Genomic DNA, 17,802 nt, shown 5'->3' on the forward strand with positions numbered 1-17,802 from the left:
CCACGGGCCCGTCGCAGCCGTCCGTGCATCCGGAGCGCTCCCCTGGCGGCACCACCGCGAACCGGGCGCGCGGTACCGTCGGGACCAGCAACGAAGCGAAAGGGAGCGGCGCAATGACCGAGGGACGCACCGACGGTACGCCGGCGGACGGTACGGAATCGCACGATCCGGACTTCCCGGAGGCGTTCCTGTCCTTCATGCGGCAGGGCTGGCGCGACACGGCACTGCCGGTGGCGCCTCGGGCCGAGGTGCCCAACTACGCCAAGCGGCGGGCCGCGCTCTCGGCGGCCTTCCCCGGCGAGACGCTCGTCATCCCGACCGGCACCGAGAAGGTCCGGGCCAACGACACCGACCACCCGTTCCGGCCGGGCAGCGACTTCGCCTACCTGACCGGCGACCACGACCCGGACAGCGTGCTGGTGCTGCGCCCGACCGGCTCGGGGCACGACGCGACTCTGTACATGCGGCCCCGCTCCTCGCGGGAGACCGACGAGTTCTTCCGCAGCCGCCATGGCGAGCTGTGGGTGGGCCGGCGGCACACGCTCAGTGAGAAGTCCACCGAGCTGGGGCTGCCCACCGCCGACCTGACCGGCCTGGAGGCGGCGCTGGCCGACCTGGCGCCGGGGCGTACCCGGGTGCTGCGCGGTTTCGACGCCCGGGTGGACGCCTCCGTCCGCCCGTACGACGGGGTCCGCGCCGAGGGGCAGCCGGCCCGTGACCGGGAGCTGGCGATCGCCATCTCGGAGATGAAGCTGGTCAAGGACGAGTGGGAGATCGGCCAGCTCCAGGACGCGATCGACGCCACCGTACGCGGCTTCGAGGACGTGGCCCGCGTGCTGCCCGCCGACCGGGCGGTCTCCGAGCGGCTGCTGGAGGGGGTCTTCGCGCTGCGCGCCCGGCACGACGGCAACGACGTCGGGTACGGCTCGATCGTCGGCGCCGGCGAGCACGCCACGATCCTGCACTGGGTGCACAACCACGGCGCCACCCGTCCGGGTGACCTGCTGCTCATGGACATGGGCGTCGAGGGCCGCAACCTCTACACCGCCGACGTGACCCGCGTGCTGCCGGTCAGCGGCCGGTTCACCGCCCTGCAACGCCAGGTCTACGACATCGTGTACGCCTCGCAGCAGGCCGGCATGGAGGCCATCCGGCCCGGTGTGAAGTTCAAGGACGTCCACCTGACCTGCATGCGGGTCCTCGCCGAGGGCCTGTCCGACCTGGGTCTGCTCCCGGTGAGCGTGGACGAGGCGATGGACGAGAAGTCGACCGTCTACCGGCGGTGGACGCTGCACGGCTTCGGTCACATGCTCGGCATCGACGTGCACGACTGCTCGAACGCCCGCAAGGAGACGTACCGCGACGGCGCCCTGGGCGAGGGCTACGTGCTCACCGTGGAGCCGGGTCTGTACTTCCAGCCGGAGGACGAGCTGGTCCCCGAGGAGCTGCGCGGCGTCGGTGTGCGCATCGAGGACGACGTGCTGGTCACCGCGACGGGTTCGGTGAACCTCTCGGCCGGGCTGCCGCGTACCTCGGACGAGGTGGAGACCTGGCTGGCCGAGCAGCGCGAGGCCGGTCCCCGACTCCCTGGCTGACAGCATCTGCTGGTCCACGACCAGACGTCGAAAGACGAAGAGGAACACAGGCGGGGCCCGCGCCGCGGACCACCGGTCCGGGCGGGGCCCCGCCTCTGTGCGACTGCCGCACGTCGGTGGCTGACCGCCCACGGCCTCCGTAGCCCGTCCGCGCACTGCGCACCCAGCCATCCCCTCTGCCCTCTTTAGGCCGACGTTACCCGGATGTGGGTTTCTTTCGGATAGCGCCTCGAAGCGAATATTGCTCTCCTACGGTGGTTTTCATCAGCTACAACCGATTTGTAGCCAAGGGGCGCCTCGCCATGACGCGCGACCTTGTTTGATGCGAGCAGAGACAGAGAGCTCCGATGTCCAATCACCTTAGGAAGACCGACGACGTCATCCCGGCGTCGAGGACTCACCGAAAGAAGTGGCTCGCCGTCGGCATCGCTGGCGTCGCGGGCGTGGTCGGCCTGGGCATGGTCGCCGCCACCAACGCCAGCGCAGTGACCCGGCTCAGCGATGGCGGGCAGCACGGCCAGAGGGACGACTCAGGTCCGGGCAAGGGCCGGGACGGGGGTGACGGCGACCGCCACGAAGAGGACGGTAAGAAGGCGTCGTTCGTGCCGTGCGACTCGACCGCCCTGTTCGCGGCGATCAACGAAGCGAACCAGCGGCTGGGCGCCACGCTGAAGCTGGCCCGCGGCTGCACCTACGAGCTGCGCAGCGGCACCGCGACGACGACGGGCAGCAACGCGCTGCCGCCGATCACCAGCGACATCACCATCCTGGGCGAGCACTCGGTTCTTGAGCGGGCCTTCGACCTGCCCAGCGCGCCACCCACCCTGTTCCGCATCTTCCAGGTCAGCGCCGGGGGCAGCCTGCGCCTGAGCGACACGACCCTGCGCAACGGTCTGGTCACCGCCGCTCCCGGCGGTGGCGCGATACTGGTGCAGGCCGGCGGTCGCGCCGAGCTGAAGGACGTCAAGCTGACCCAGAACAACGCGGCCGGCGCGGGCGTCAACGGTGGTGCGATCACCAACGAGGGCACCACGGTCCTGAAGGACACCAGTCTGACCCTCAACAACGCGGGCGCCAACGGTGGTGCCGTCTTCAACACCGGCACCCTGACATCCGAGAAGTCGTACTTCGAGGCGAACAAGGCCCAGTCCCCGGCACCCGCCGGCGGTGGCGCGATCGCCAGCGCCGCGGGAACGGTGACCATCCGCAAGAGCCAGTTCGTCGGCAACCAGACCGCCGGCAACGGCGGCGGCCTGCTGCTCGCCGGCGGCAGCGGCGACGTCAGCGACAGCCTCTTCCGGCTGAACGTGGCGCTGGGCAACGGCGGCGGTATCGCCAACACCGGCGGCAACCTGCAGCTGCGCAACGTCAAGTTCGTGCAGAACACCTCAATCCTCGCGGGTGCTGGTCTGTTCACCGGCGCCGGCACCACCACCACGATCCTTGACGGCGACGACAAGTGGCCGACCGAGCTGACCGAGCAGCACCGGGGCGAGGCCCGCGAGAAGGAGAGCAAGGGCAAGGCCGAGAAGGCCGACGGTCGCGGTGGCAACGACAGCGACAAGCAGTACGGCCCGGAGAGCAGGGACTACGAGAAGAAGCTGGAGCAGCACGCCGGCACCACCTTCTACGGCAACGTCGCCGGCACCACCGGTGGGGCGATCTCCAACGCCGGCATCCTGACGGTGGCCGACACCGTCATCCTGCGCAACCAGGCGGCCACCACGGGTGGCGGCATCAACAACGCCGCCGGGGCGACCCTCGTCGTTCGGGGCAGCGTCATCACCGAGAACCAGGCCGGCGCCACCGGCGGCGGCATCTTCAACGCGGGCACCGCGACCATCGACGTCCGGACACTGGTGTTCCGCAACAACCCGAACAACTGCGCCGGCACTGCGATCACCAACTGCCAGGGCTGAGCAGCCCGGCACGGAGTGCAGGTCCACACCATCACACCGCACCAAGCCGGCCCCGCCGGGCGCGACCTGGAGTCGCTGCCGGCGGGGCCGGCCCCTGTCGTTTCGGACTCGACCCTGGCGCGAAGGCTGCCGCACTGCGCGTCGGTACCCGTGGTGCGGGCCGCGCCGATCGACGGCCGCGCGAGCGCCCTTCGGCTGACCTCACCGCCGGGCCGCGACGTTTCGCCGTCGCCGCGCTCGGCGTCGGGATCCGTCGGCGTCGTGTCGAACACTTCCGTTCCTACCGATCCGACAGGGCGTGGTCCAATGTGAGGTGAATGCGGGCTTTTTTCAGATACGTCCGCATAGTGAAGATGGTTCTCATACAGTGGAGATCAGAAGATACATCCCGTTTGTAGCTGGTCGTGACGCCCCGGGGCGGTGCGACCCGTCTGATAGCAGGAATGGGGGAAGGCTCTGATGTCCGACGACGAAACGAGCACCGACGGCGGGGCCTCCGCAGCCCTGCCGGCACGACGACGGCGGGCGCTCTGGGTCGCCGGCGTAGCCGGGCTGACCGGCGCGGTCGGCCTGGCCGCCCTCGGTGGCGTGGCCGCCCGGGACGACAAGCCCACCTCCGACCGGGCATCCGACGCGCAGTCGGCCACCCGGCAGAACGTCAGTGACGCCGGTGGCTCTGACGACGCCGGCAAGCAAGACGGCGCCAAGCAGGACGGCGGTCGAAGCGACGACTGGAGCGGCGTCGACGACCGTTCCGGCAAGGACGACAGGCGCGACGACATGGGCCGCACCGAGCAGGTCCCGTGCGACACCGACAAGCTGATCCAGGCGATCACGTTCGCCAACAGCCGGGACGGCGGCGTGCTGGAGCTGGCCAGGGGATGCACCTACACCCTGACTCGCAACCAGAACGGCGACGGCCTGCCGGTGATCACTCAACCCATCACTCTCCGGGGCGAGAACACCACCATCGGCCGTGATGCCACCGCCGACTACTTCCGCATTCTCAACGTCGGACCGGGCGGGCACCTCACCCTCAAGGGCCTGAGCATCAGGGGTGGCCAGACGTTGGGGCGTGCCATGACCATGGACGCGGCGACGGTCTGGGCACCATACTCCCCCTCGGTCCGGAGCACGACGGCCAAGCCGGCCGACGCACCAACGGCCAAGCCCACCGTGGCCAAGGCAGCGACAGTCGGGAAGCTGGCGGCCAAGGCCAAGTCGCCGGCAACTGCCAAGGCAGCCGCGCCAACGGCGATGCCGGCGACGGCCGGACCCGCGGTGCAGCTCGTGGAGGAGCCCGGGCTGAATGACGGCGCCGGGGTGCTGGTTCAGCCCGGCGGCCGCGCGGAGATCCTGGACAGTGAGTTGCTCTACAACCAGGCCGGCGGGAACGGCGGCGGCCTGGCGAACTTCGGCACCACCAGGCTCAGCAAGACCACCGTCGCGCACAACACGGCCTTCTTCTTCGGCGGCGGCATCTTCAACGCCGGCGTGCTCCAGGTCGACGAGTCGAAGGTCAAGGACAACAACGCGATCATCGGCGGTGGCGGCATCGCCAACGGCGCGGCGCGGATCCTCACCGACGACGTGGACGGCGGATCGGCCTGGATCTACAAGAGCGAGATCGCCGACAACCGGACGCTCGGCTTCGGCGGCGGCGTCCTGGACGTCGGGGGCACCACGACCCTGCACGAGACGACGGTCCGCGACAACACGGCAGTTCTCGCCGGCGGCGGCGTCGCGGTGGCGAACAGCCAGCTCAGCCTCCAGCACGCCACGGTGGCCGGGAACAGCACCGCCGGCGTGGGTGGCGGCGTCGCTGTGACCTTCGACAGCATCGCCACCGTCGAGGACACCAGCAGCAAGGACAACACCGCCGGGTTCTTCGGCGCCGGCCTCTTCAGCGAGGAGAGCGTCACCGCGCTGCGCGACAGCGAGGTGGTGGGCAACCGGGCCGTCGGCCCGCTCGGGGCCGGCGGCGGCATCTACATCACCGACGGGGGCGAGGTCACCCTCCACCGCACGACGGTGGCGCACAACGTCGCCACCCTCGCGCCGGGGGGCATCTTCAACAACCTCGGCAGCACCGTGACCCTGGACGACGAGTCCTCGGCGTCCGCCAACCGCCCGACCAACTGCTTCAACGTTCCAGACTGCTTCGCCTGACCGGGCGGGGCTGAACCACATAGAGATACGCCCCTCCGAGCCGGTCCCGGTTCGGAGGGGCGTACCCGTTTGGGTGGGCACGGGCAGGCCGGGTCCGGTTGGACCGGGCCGCGCCGGAAGCGGCGTCTCTCCCGTCGCGGCCGGACACGAACCAAATGCGGGCTTCTTTCGGATAAGCCCGCCAGGTGAGGAACATTCTCATACGGTGTTTTTGGGAGCTACAACCGATTTGTAGCAGGGGACGCCCGCCTGAGGGGCGGCGACCCTGTCTGGTACGAGGAGAGGGCAGAGAGCTCCGATGTCCAACTACCTAACGAACAACGAAGCCTCCGGGCGGGCGGCGGCCAAGCGTCGCCGCAAGCTCTGGCTCGCCAGCGGCGTGGCCGGTTTGACGGGCGTGGTCAGTCTCGCGGCGGTGGGCGTCGCGGGCAGCGCCGGTGCGGTCGGCCTGAACTGGAACACCGCGCAGGTGAGCAAGGACGGCGACCAGCGCGGCGACGAGGGCCGCGACTGGGACAAGGACAAGGACCGCGACCAGGGCCGGGACAAGGACCACGAGCGCGGGAAGGAGGTGCCCTGCGACACCGACAAGCTGATCCAGGCGATCGTCTTCGCCAACAACAAGCACGGCGGTGTGCTGGAGCTGGCGAAGGGTTGCACCTACAACCTGAGCCGCAACGACTTCCAGGGCAACGGCCTCCCGGTGATCACCGAGGACATCACCCTCAAGGGTGACCACACGACGATCGCCCGGGAAGCCACCGCGGACTACTTCCGGATCCTCAACGTCGGCACTGGTGGGCACCTCACCATCAAGGGCCTGACCGTCAAGGGCGGCCAGACCCTCGAACTGTTCGAGGCTGTCGAGCCGGCGGCTGTCTGGTCGTCCTACTCGGACTCCGAGGCGATCGCGGCGCAGGTGAAGGCCGGCGTTCCGCTGAACCAGGCGCTCAGCGCCCGGCAGGCGAACCCGAAGGCGGGTCTGAAGGCGGCTCCGAAGGCCGCGCCCAAGGCCGCGCCGAAGGCCCAGGGCGGCGTCGTCACGCCGCTCGTACAGGAGCCGGACGCGAACGACGGCGCCGGCATCCTGGTCCAGCCGGGCGGCACCGCCGAGATCCTGGAGTCCGAGGTCGTCCTCAACCAGTCGGGCGGCAACGGCGGTGGCGTGGCCAACTTCGGCACCACGAAGATCTGGCACAGCACCGTGGCTCGCAACACCGCCTTCTTCTTCGGTGGTGGTGTCTTCAACGCCGGCGTGCTCAAGGTCGAGGAGTCGAAGATCAAGGACAACACGGCCATCATCGGTGGTGGCGGTATCTCCAACGGAGCCGCGCCGATCTTCACCGACGACGTCGACGGCGGGACCGTCGAGTTGAAGAAGGCCGAGATCACCGACAACGAGACGCTGGGCTTCGGCGGTGGCCTCCTCGACATCGGCGGCAACACCACGGCGTACGAGACGAAGTTCGCCTCGAACACCGCGGTCCTCGCCGGCGGTGGTCTGGCCGCGGCGGACAGCCAGCTGAACCTGCACCACGTCAGTGTCGAGAAGAACAGCACCGCGGGTGTCGGCGGCGGTGTGGCCATCGCCTTCGACAGCGCTGTCACGTTCGAGAAGAGCAGCATCAAGGACAACACCGCCGGGTTCTTCGGCGGCGGGCTCTTCAACGCCGACAGCGTCACCACGCTGCGCGACAGCGAGGTCGTCGGCAACCGGGCCATCGGCCCGATCGGGGTCGGCGGCGGCATCTTCAACATCTTCGGCGAGGTCACCCTGTCGAAGACGACTGTCGCCCACAACTTCTCCACCTTCGCTCCGGGCGGTGTCTTCACCTTCTTCGGCGAGGTGAACGTGGACGACAAGTCGGCGATCACGGCGAACCGTCCGACCAACTGCCTGGCCATCCCGGGCGGCACCATCGAGAACTGCTTCGCCTGATCACCCCTCGGGTGACAGCAGCAGGACCCGAACACACCAGAGACCGGCCCCCTTCCGCGCGACGCGGAAGGGGGCCGGTCCGTCGTCATTTCTGGACGAACACCGCCACGCTGCGCGCCGGCACCGTGAACGTGCCGGACGCCCTGTCGAACGCGGCAGTGCGCAGCACCGGGTCGGCCGACGTCAGCAGCACCGGGTGCAGTGCCACGTTCGCGCCGCGCAGACCTGCCACCGTCTGCGTCGCCACCGTCGGGGTGCTGTTGAAGACGACTGCCAGCGACGTGTACGGGCCGCCCAGCCCGCTGGCGTCCAGGGTCATGGTGAGCACGCCCGGCGTCTCCCGCTCCCCGGACAGCGGGAAGGCCACCCGCTGCTGCACCTGCGCGGCGGTGGCCAGCCCGAACACCGGAGACGACGCCCGGATGCGCAGCAGCTCGGCGTACCGGGCGTCGGTGGTGGTGATCGCCGCGCAGCCCGGCACCAGCGCCGGGTCGGCAAGCAGCGGCCTCGCGTACGACCACTTGTCCTCGTTGTCCTGCGCGGGTGGCAGGCCGGCGCCGAAGCCGTTGCCCTGTTCGCAGTTCCAGCGGATCTGGTTGAACCAGTCACCTGAGTTGTACGAGTTGCGGTCCAGCGACTTCGACCGCAGCCGTTCGGTGCCGGCGGTGACGAACCCGGTGCCCTGTCCCAGCACCACAGGGCCCAGCGCCAGCACCTGCATCCGGGAGCGGTCCGCCGCCGAGGTGCCCTGCGGCAGTTTGTACGCCAGCGCGTCGTACAGGATCTCGTTGTCGTGCGCGTCGACGTAGGTGACGGCCTCCCCCGGCGCTGCGGTGTAGCCGGCCGGGGAGCCGTTGTAGTCCACCTGTGCGCCGGTGACCTGCCGTCCGGCGGTGTCGGTGAACCGGTATTCGCGCAGGTTGCCGGTGAGCCCGACCTTGATCAAGTCGTGGGCGTGCAGCAGGCGGGCCTTCTGCTCGGCCGCCGACCCGTTGACGGCGTCGCCGTTCGGGTCGGTGTAGAGCCCGGACGCGAAGCCCTGGACGCGCGGATTGGCGTCGAACGGGCCGCCGCCGCGCACCGCGTCGCGCAGCCGGTCGTTGAAGGTGCCGATGCCGGTGCCTGCCATGTTGGCCTGGGTGGCCTGCACGAACCGGGCGTCGTTGGCGACCTCGCCGAAGTTCCAGCCCTCGCCGTACAGCATGATCGACCGGCCGTCCACGCCGTCGCGGGCGACCGTCAGCCGGTCGAGGGCCCTGCGGACGGCCAGGATGTTCGCCTTCGGGTGGTGCCCCATCAGGTCGAACCGGAAGCCGTCCACCTTGTACTGCCTGGCCCAGGTGACAAGCGAGTCGACCACCAGCTTGCCCATCATGGCGTGCTCGGGTGCGGTGTTGGCGCAGCAGGTGGAGTTGGCCACCGTGCCGTCCTCGAGCAGCCGGTGGTAGTAGCCGGGCACGATCTGGTCGAGCACCGACGTGTCGTCGGTGCCGGCGGCGGACGTGTGGTTGTAGACGACGTCCATGACGACCCGCAGGCCCGCGCCGTTGACCCCGGCGACCATCGAGCGGAACTCGGTGGTCCGCGCCGCGCCGGTCGGGTCGACGGCGTAGCCGCCCTCGGGCACCGTGTAGTGCAGCGGGTCGTACCCCCAGTTGTAGCCGTCGGTATCGGCGACCGCCGCCACGCACTTCTGCTGCTCGGCCGAGTCCGGTGGCAGCGCCGCCAGGTCACAGGCCGGCTGGCGCTGGTCGGCGCGCTTCTCCGGGATGGTGGCGAAGTCGAACGCCGGCAGCAGGTGCAGGTGGGTGACCCCGGCGTCGCCGAGCGCCCGCAGGTGGGTCATGCCCGCTGTCTTCGGGTCGGTGAAGGCGAGGAACGTCCCCCGCCGTTCGGCCGGCACTGTGTCGTCGGCCATCGAGAAGTCCCGCACCGACAGCTCGGAGACCTGCGCCTTCGCGGGCGGCACCGGCGCCGGTTTGCGCAGGGTGCGCCAGCCGGCCGGGGCCAGCGCCGGGTCGCTCAGGTCGACGATCTGGCTGTGCGTGGAGTCCGCGGCGAGAGCCACCGAGTACGGGTCGGTCACCGAGGCGGTGACCATCTTCTGCGCCGCCGGTTGCCACGCCTGCACCTGGTAGCGGTAGTACTTCCCGACCCAGGTGTGGTTGCCGCGTACCGACCACACACCGGTGCGGTCGTCGCGGCGCATCGGCACCGTCGTCGGCTGCGCGGTGGGCGAGTCGAACAGGTCCAGCGCGACCGTGCGGGCCGTCGGCGCCCACACCGCGAGGCTCGGCGTACGGCCGGTGAACGTCGGGCCGAGCGTCGCGTCGGCGGCCCGGGCGTACACGTCGTCGAGCACGCCGGGGATCTGCACGCCTGTCGCGGCGAGCAGGGCGCCGTCGGCGTCGCGCTCGGTGACGAGCAACTGCCCCCGCAGCGCCGCCGGGACCCTGGCCAGGTCACCCCGGTCCAGCGCGAAGCTCCGGTACGACCACAGGTGTGGGAACGCCGTGCGTTGGGCCTCGGTGAGCCCGTTGCGCTGCGCCCGCAACGGCAGACTGGTGTACGTCCCGGCCAGCTCCCCGTCGACCACGCTGACTCCGCCGGCCGGCGCGGTGACCAGCGCGTACGTCTTCCCGTCGGTGGGTCCGGTCTGCCAGGCCACTGTGGACCTGTCGATCCAGTGCGCCTTCTGCCTGCTGATGTCGGTGTCCCCGCTGGCGCTTGTCGCGGTCGTCGGCAGCAGGCGGCCCGGGGTGGCGGCGAGCAGCCACACCTCCCGGCCCGCGCTGGCGAAGTCGAGCCGCTGGTCGTCGGGCAGGTCCTTGGTGTCGCCGTTGTGGATGATGTAGTTCAGCCCGGTGGCGCCGGCCGCCAGCGGCACCCGGAACACCGCGCCGAACGCGTCGACCGAGGTCGGCCGCAGAGGGCTTGACCACTCCGTCGGGGTGGCCGCGCCGTCCCACAGGTGCAGGCCCCAGCCGTCGTAGTTGCCGTCGGCCCGCCGGTAGTGGATCACGGCGGTGCCCTCCTCGACAGGCGGGGCCGGTTCACCGACGGCCGCCTGCCTGCTCGGGTAGATCGCCGGGTCGCCCTGCTTGAGCCAGATCTCACCTGTGGAGGTGACGTCGATGCTGCGGTCCTGGGCGACGTCCTTGGTGCCGTTCCTGTCGACCACCAGGAAACTGACGGACTTCGCGCCCGGCTTGAGTTTCACCCACGCGAACCGGCCGTAGGAGTCCTCGCCGGCGAACGGCTGCCCCTTGGGCCACTCGGTGACGTACGCCGGGTCGATGTCCCCCCACGCGTACAGCCCCCAGTCGTCGTACCCACCGGCGGGGCGCTTGTAGTGCACCACCGCCCACTCCCGGGACGTGCCGACCGGCGGCGTACCGACGACGGCGGTGGACCGGGCCGTGGCGGTACGGCCGCGGCCGTCGCGGACCACCGCCTTGTACTCGATCCGGGTGCCGCCGGCCAGGCCGGTCAGGTCGTGCCGCACGGTGTACGGCGCGTGGTCGGCGCTGCCCAGCAGCGTCCACTTCCCGCCCGCGACCCGGGCGGCGACGGTGACTGTCGCGAGGGGGTCGCCTGTCACCTGGGCGGTGACGGCGGCCCGGGTGGTGACCGGCGCGTCCGGGGCAGGGCTGGTGATGGTGACGCGCGACGCGGCGGTCGGGCGCGCGATGGGGGTGCCGGCGCGGTGCACCACCGCCGACAGGGGCGGCACGGTGACTGTGAGTCTGCCGTCGGCGCCCGCCGTGGTGGTCTGGCTGCCGCCGTAGACGCCTGTGAAGGTGGCGCCGGCCGACCAGGTGTCCACCGTGACAGTCTGCGCGGTGTCGGCGTTGTTCACCGCCACCACGTACTCGGTGCGGTCGGCGGGAGCGATCCGGGAGGCGGCGAAGACACCCGGGCCGTCGGCGGCGTACCTGGTGACCTGCACACCGTCGCGCAGCGCCGGGTGTGCCTGGCGCAGCCGGCCCAGCTCGGCGATGGTCCGGTACAGCGGATGGTTCGTGTCGAACTGGTCGCTGGCGTGGGTGCGGTCCGTGCCGAGCAGGTCGTCGTCGAGGTAGTCGGGGACCTTCGACGCGAACATGTCCTGCCGGGCGTCCTTGTCCCCGCCGGGGCCGGTGAAGCCCTGCTCGTCGCCGGAGTAGACCACCGGCTGGCCACGGGTGAGGAACATCAACTGGTGGGCGAGCTGGTCACGCCGCAGGTGGCTGGCCGCATCGGTGCCACCCCCGGCGATGAACGAGCCGATCCGGCCCATGTCGTGGTTGCCGAGGAACGTGGTCAGGCGACCGGCGTCGGTGTCCCGGGCGGCGTACAGGTCGTCGCGGGCGTACACGTCGGCAATCGCCTTCGCCGAGCCGGCGCCGGCGGTGTAGCCCCGCGCGGCCTCCTGGAAGGCGAAGTCGAGGGTGGCCGGCAGGCCGCCCTGCCGGACGTAGCTGGAGGTGATCTCCGGGTCGGCGCTGTACACCTCGCCGAACATGAAGAAGTCCTTCTTGCCCGCCTTCTCGGCGGCCCGCTCGATGCCCGCGCTGAACTGCGGCCAGAAGTCCATGTTGACGTGCTTCACGGTGTCCAGCCGGAACCCGTCGACGCCTGTCGCGCCGATCCAGTCCCCGTACGCCTTGGTCAACCCTCGCACCACCTCGGGACGTTCGGTCCACAGGTCGTCGAGGCCGAAGAAGTCGCCGTACTCGCTGTTCTCGCCGGCGAAGGTCGAGTCGCCCCGGTTGTGGTACATGGTGGCGTCGTTCAGCCAGGCCGGCACCTTCACCGTGGCGTCCGCCGGCTCGTCGAACGTCGGCGTGTACGGGAACGACTCCTTGTCGACCGGCGGGAAGGCGCGGCTGCCGTCGGCGTAGTTGCGGTCCTCGAACGCCCGCCCCTGCGCGTCGGTGTACGGCGAGGTCGCCTTGTCCACGTAGGCGTACCTGTCCTCGGCGTACTTGATGACGTCGGCGGTGTGGTTGACGATCACGTCGAGGTAGATCTTGATGCCGCGCTGGTGGGCGAGCCTGACCAGCCGCTTCATCTCCTCGTTGGTGCCGAAGTGCGGGTCCACCTGGGTGAAGTCGGTGATCCAGTAGCCGTGGTAGCCGGCCGAGACGTCGTCGCCCTCGCCCTGCACGGGCCGGTTCTTGAAGATCGGCGCGAGCCAGATGGCTGTCGTGCCCATCCCCTGGATGTAGTCGAGCTTGTCGATGACGCCCTCGAGGTCGCCGCCGTGGTAGAAGCCCTTGTCGGCCGGGTCGAGCCCGGTGCGGAGCCGGTCGCCGGTGAGGCCGCCTCGGTCGTTGCGGGGGTCGCCGTTGGCGAACCGGTCCGGCAGGACGAAATAGAACTGCTCGGCGCGTGCGGAGGTGTCGCCCGCCTTCAGCAGCGCGTCGGCTGTGGGCTCGTCGCGCCACTGGACGGCGCCGGCGGCGGCCAGGGCGTCGGCGTCGGACGGACGGCTGTCGTCGGTGGCGCCGAGCTGGCGCACCGCGACCGGGGCGCCGACGAGGGTGACGGTGAGCAGGGAGACGAGAGCCAGCAGGGCGGTGCGCGGTATCGGCGGGGGTTTCATCGACGCCTTCCTCTGGTGGATTGGCCGCACGCTAACCCTTGCCGAAACATTCTGCAATACCTTGCAAACATGGTCGCAACAAAGCAGCGTCCTTGCGGAAGCGGCGCGTCAGAAGCCGCTGCACCGCACCCCGTCGACAGTGCACCCCCACGGTGTGACGGACGCCCGCTCCAGGTAGAACCGCAGCGCCGCCGACCCGCCGGGCGGCACGTCAACCCCGCTGACGTACGTGAAACCACCGTCGAACTGCCGCACCGTCCCCTGCGGCACTCCCTCCACCCAGGTCGTCACCAGCCGCCCCCCGCCGGAGAACTCGAAACGCACCGTCCAACCACGACGAACGCCCGACGCGTTGACGACAAGCACCTCACCGATGAACCCGCCGTCGAAGCTCTGCACCACCCGATACCGGCCACCGACCGCCGGCGCCTGCGGAGCGCGAGTGGCCGCCCGCGTCGGCGTCACCCCGGCCGTCGGTGCCCGCGACACCGCCGGACTGCTCGACGGCACCCCGGTGGCACGCGGCGACAGCCCCGGCAACAGCGCCGGCGACGACGACCCGGCAGGCGTCGGCGTCGGCTCCTCCGACGGCACCGACGGCAGCGGCAACGCCGGCGGAGGCGACCCGGCGTCCGGCGCCGGACTACGCCCCCGGTACGCGCCCAGGGCCACGATGAGCAGCACCACCATCACCACGACACCGGCCAGCACCACGATCCACGGCGACGACGTGATGGCTACCGGACCACGGGACGGTCGACGGGCACGACGCATGCCGGACATGTACCTCCCTCAGCAGGCCGTCCGGGCAGCGTAGCGACCGACGGCCAGGCCCGGAAGCGCCGACGGCGACCTGGCGATCAGCCGAGGCGGCAGGCCAGCCCGTTCACCGCGCACCGCAGCGGCCGGGAACCCGACTCGCCCCAGCCCAGCCGCAACCGCACCGTCCGGGTGTCGCCCGGGGCCAACGAACGGGTGCCCCGCAGGACGAACTCGCCGTCGCCCCGCCCCCACACGGAAACCCCCGAGTCGTCGTTCACCCGCAGGGCCCGCACGTCGCCGTCGTACGCCAACTCCACCCGCCAGTCCACCGACTGGCCCGTGGAGTTCGTGACCGACAGCACCGCCTCGGTCCCGTCGCGGCCATCGGTACCGACCTCGTACCGCGCGCTCACCGTCTTCGCCGACGTCGACGCCACCGCCGGCGCGCTCCCCCGCCCGGGCGACGGCGATGCCGTGGCGACCCGGGGCGACGGCGCGCGACTGCTCCGCGACGGCCGCGGCGACACCGTCCGCCGCTCCACCCCCGTTGGCGTCGGCCCACCCGTCGGCGACACCGCCGCCGGCGCCGTCGGCAGGAACACCGGCGGCGCGGCGCGCGGCGCGTCACCCTTCTCCCGGGTACGGAACGACAGCAACGCGACCACCAACAACGCCACAAGCACACACACGCCGAGCAGCACCACAACCCATGGCACCGACGCCAACAGTCGAGCCGTCCGCGCCTCTGCCGCACCCTCCGGCCGCACCGCCATCAGGTCTCCCCTCGTCCCCACCGACGCGCCAGCGTAGCCAGCACCGACGGATCGGGCCGATCGGCCCACCCGGCACCACGAACGGGCCGGTCGCGCAGGCGACCCCGGCCGATCAGGCCGTCCGGACGACCGTGCAGATGACCGGCTCCGAGTCGGCGGTACGCAGCAGATAGCGGTACCGCTCACCCGGCACCGAGCACCCCCGGCTGTCCAGGAACTCCCACTCCACCGCCACCATGGTCAGCAGGGCGGACACCGGCTGGACGTCCTCGATCCGGGCGTGCGCCGCGACCAGCTCCCGGTCCTGGTAGTCGGGGGCAGCGCCCACGAAGGACAGCGCCACCGCCGCCGGCGAGGTGAACGAGAAACTGTACGTGTCGGCCACCACCAGTCCGGGCAGGGCGTAACAGCCGGCGAGGGCCGGCAGGTCACCGGAGACCAGCGCCACGCCGTACCTGTCGAAGAAGTCCGCCAGCGTGTCGAGATCCGTGGAGGCGTTCACGGCGACAGCAATTGCCTGTCACCGGCCCGGCCAAACCTCAACGCGCCGGAACGTGGACCTCGATCTCCGCACCCAGGCCCGCACCCGAGGCCAGACCCAGATCGTCCCCGCTCCAGAACCGCCCCGGGTCGTACCAGTTCGGACGCCGTCCCTCCGGCAGCAACCCCATCGCCTCATAGGTCACCGCCACCACCTCCGCGCAGTACGCCGTCTCCAACGCCCGCTCCCGCGCCTCGGACGTCCGCGCCGGCTGCGACCCGAAGCGCCCGGGACGCGGCAGCGCCGGCACCCGTCCCCGTACCCACCGCCACGCCAGCTGCGCGGTCGACGGGAACGGCGTCCCGTCCAGCCGCGCGATCGTCCGCAGCACGGCCCGTTCCATCTCCCCGTCCGCCGGCGGGTCGAGCTGCCGCAGCCAGGCCCGCTGGCCGTACCGGTTGGCCCAGACGCAGACCGCGTCCCGCAGGTCGTGCAACTGCACGCCCCGCTGATGACCGCCCGACCACAGATCGGGCAGCGACCGCCCCAGCTCCGCGTGCCACATCAATGGCGGCATGTCGTCCAGGACCACCGCCATCCCGACGTGGTTCACCGGGCTGTTGGTGGTCAACTGGATCGCCCGGTCCGGCACGCTGCGGCCCCGGAACACCCACACGTCACCGGTGCGGGTCAACTCGACGGCCTCATCCAGGCTGATGCTCATGAGGGTCTACCCTAGGCCGATGCGGCAACGGATGCGGTGGTGGAAGGTCCTCGGGCTCGCCGGCCTCGCCGGCGTCGCGGCGTCCGGCGTGGTCATCGCCCGCGCCGAACGACGACGGCGCGCGTACACCCCCGAGGAGATCCGGCAGCGGCTCCTCGAACGGCACGCACAGGCCGGCGAGAACTCCCCTGTGGACGACGCGCGGGGCACCGTCACCGACGGGTGACCGATATCGTTCGCAGATGACGACACCCGTCGCCGAGCGACCCTTCGTCCTGACCACACCCGCCGCGCCCGTCGAACGGCACGGCACCGTCGACCTGCACATGCCAGCCCGCACCGGGCCGGCACCGGCAGTCGTCGTGGTGCACGGCGCACCACTGCCACCAGACGTGCCCGACCCCCGCGACTGGCTGCTCTACCGCGGCTACGGCGCACTGCTCGCCGAGAGCGGCGTGGTCGGCGCGCTGATCAGCTACCAGGTCACCGAACTGTCGACAATGCCCGCCTCGGCCGACGACATCGCCGCGATGGTCGAGCAGGTCCGCGCCGACCCTCGGGTCGACCCCGACCGGGTGGTGCTCTGGTTCTTCTCCGGCGGGAGCCTCTTCGCCGCCGACTGGTTCCGCGACGCGCCGCCCTGGCTGCGCGGGATCGCCCTGACCTACCCGCTGCTCGTCCCGTTCCCCGGCTGGGACGTCGACGCGCGGTTCCTCCCCGTCGACGCGCTCGCCGCCGGCCCCGGCGTCCCGCTGGTGCTGACCCGTGCCGGGCGGGACATCCCCCCGGTCCTGGCCGGCATCGACGCGTTCCTCCCGACGGCGGCCAACCACGGCTGGCAGGTCCAGGTGATCGAGGTGCCGGACGGGCAGCACTCCTTCGACATCCTCGACCACACGGCCCAGTCCAGCGAAGCCGTACTCGCCGCCCGCGACGCGGTCCTCGCCCTGCTCGACACCCAGTGACCCATCTGCTCGCATGATCGTGCTCGATCCTTGTTGTAGTGGTCACGTGCGTGCGGTGAGGGGCCTTTTTCCAGGATCGAGCACGATCGTGAGGGCGGGGGTCGTTGTCGGCCTTCTGGCCTGTGCTGCAACATGGGCCGCCCGCGTTGGTTGTCAGGTCTGACGCCCGGGTGGTCCCGGGCGGGTTCTCGTATCAGGCGACGTGCGAATCCGGGCCGCCCAAGATCGACAGCAACTTCGTTGCTGTCTCAGCGCGTGGTGAGGCAGCAGTTTCCCTGACGTTGTGGGGATATTGGGGGGTCGTGTCGGGTGGGTTAGACCTCCGGTCATGGTCAACACGCCGCCTCAGGTGCGGTCCGTCGCCTCGAGGGCGCGGTCTGGTGAGGCTGGCTGGTTGGGGGGCGGCCGGGTGGGAGATCCGGCCTGGCGGCGAATGGGTGCGCTGTCCGGTTTGGCGGGTCCGATTCTGGGGGCGGCTGTCCGGTTCGGGCGTCGCTGTCTCGTGGTTGGCGTCACCGTGGGGGCGGAATCGGGGGTGGGGTGGGGTCGTTATACCTGGCACGCCGCCGCGACTTCGGGTCGCGGGGCGGGGTGGCCGCCGGGAACACCGGCCGGTCGCGGTTGTATCCCCCGCACGGCCAAGCACGGGCTGTCAGCCCGGTGGAATGATCCGCTGTCGCCGGTCGTTGCACGGTCTCCCGACGCCGGCCCCCCGGGGCCGCCGGGAGCGAAGACTTTCCCCCTTGCACGTGCGGCGCATCCGCCCGTCCCCCGGTTGTGGGTGTGTCGTGTACCCCCGACATGCAGAGGAGCACGCCATCATGCGTACCGATCTGATTCGTAAGACCGCTCTGACCGCCGCTGGCCTGGCGTTCACCGGTGGCGCCA

At 70.8% G+C, this 17,802-nt stretch carries 11 protein-coding genes; 6 read left to right on the top strand and 5 right to left on the bottom strand.

Translation table 11 applies throughout. From position 1 onward, the window contains the following. Positions 1-113 precede the first annotated feature (113 nt). The 4 genes from ACFY1S_RS24115 to ACFY1S_RS24130 all read left to right on the top strand — a co-directional run bounded on the left by ACFY1S_RS24115 (position 114) and on the right by ACFY1S_RS24130 (position 7,622). Positions 114-1,595, top strand: a complete 1,482-nt coding sequence (locus ACFY1S_RS24115; RefSeq protein WP_387122093.1) for an aminopeptidase P family protein — start codon at positions 114-116, stop codon at positions 1,593-1,595. Positions 1,596-1,942: 347 nt separating this feature from the next. After that, on the top strand, positions 1,943-3,514 hold the full coding sequence (locus ACFY1S_RS24120) for a hypothetical protein (protein ID WP_387122098.1): 1,572 nt from the start codon (positions 1,943-1,945) through the stop codon (positions 3,512-3,514). Between the two features lie 459 nt (positions 3,515-3,973). Continuing rightward, complete coding sequence (locus tag ACFY1S_RS24125) at positions 3,974-5,683, top strand: right-handed parallel beta-helix repeat-containing protein (RefSeq protein ID WP_387122101.1); 1,710 nt, start codon at positions 3,974-3,976, stop codon at positions 5,681-5,683. Between the two features lie 298 nt (positions 5,684-5,981). Next, on the top strand, positions 5,982-7,622 hold the full coding sequence (locus ACFY1S_RS24130; protein WP_387122104.1) for a hypothetical protein: 1,641 nt from the start codon (positions 5,982-5,984) through the stop codon (positions 7,620-7,622). Positions 7,623-7,707: 85 nt separating this feature from the next. On the opposite strand, the gene pulA is transcribed toward ACFY1S_RS24130, so the two are convergent. The 5 genes from pulA to ACFY1S_RS24155 all read right to left on the bottom strand — a co-directional run bounded on the left by pulA (position 7,708) and on the right by ACFY1S_RS24155 (position 15,949). Then, positions 7,708-13,209 carry a pullulanase-type alpha-1,6-glucosidase gene (gene pulA, locus ACFY1S_RS24135; RefSeq protein ID WP_387122107.1) on the bottom strand — a complete coding sequence of 1,834 codons (5,502 nt, stop codon included), beginning with the start codon at positions 13,207-13,209 and terminating at the stop codon, positions 7,708-7,710. 108 nt (positions 13,210-13,317) lie between these two features. Beyond that, a complete protein-coding gene (locus ACFY1S_RS24140) occupies positions 13,318-13,992 on the bottom strand; it encodes a cellulose binding domain-containing protein (RefSeq protein WP_387122110.1) in 675 nt (224 codons plus the stop codon). A 77-nt stretch (positions 13,993-14,069) separates the two neighbouring features. Beyond that, positions 14,070-14,744, bottom strand: a complete 675-nt coding sequence (locus tag ACFY1S_RS24145) for a hypothetical protein (RefSeq protein ID WP_387122113.1) — start codon at positions 14,742-14,744, stop codon at positions 14,070-14,072. Between the two features lie 112 nt (positions 14,745-14,856). Further along, the gene (locus tag ACFY1S_RS24150; RefSeq protein WP_387122116.1) at positions 14,857-15,246 is read right to left on the bottom strand and encodes a hypothetical protein; all 390 of its coding nucleotides are present in this window, start codon (positions 15,244-15,246) and stop codon (positions 14,857-14,859) included. A 37-nt stretch (positions 15,247-15,283) separates the two neighbouring features. After that, positions 15,284-15,949, bottom strand: a complete 666-nt coding sequence (locus tag ACFY1S_RS24155; protein WP_387122119.1) for a hypothetical protein — start codon at positions 15,947-15,949, stop codon at positions 15,284-15,286. A gap of 19 nt (positions 15,950-15,968) precedes the next feature. Here ACFY1S_RS24155 and ACFY1S_RS24160 point away from each other — a divergent pair, with 19 nt between their 5' ends. Then, positions 15,969-16,175, top strand: a complete 207-nt coding sequence (locus ACFY1S_RS24160) for a hypothetical protein (RefSeq protein WP_364362769.1) — start codon at positions 15,969-15,971, stop codon at positions 16,173-16,175. 16 nt (positions 16,176-16,191) lie between these two features. Then, positions 16,192-16,914, top strand: a complete 723-nt coding sequence (locus ACFY1S_RS24165; RefSeq protein WP_387122122.1) for a dienelactone hydrolase family protein — start codon at positions 16,192-16,194, stop codon at positions 16,912-16,914. The last annotated feature ends 888 nt before the right edge of the window (positions 16,915-17,802 follow it).

The organism is Micromonospora sp. NPDC000663 (genome assembly GCF_042898105.1).
GTDB lineage: Bacteria > Actinomycetota > Actinomycetes > Mycobacteriales > Micromonosporaceae > Micromonospora.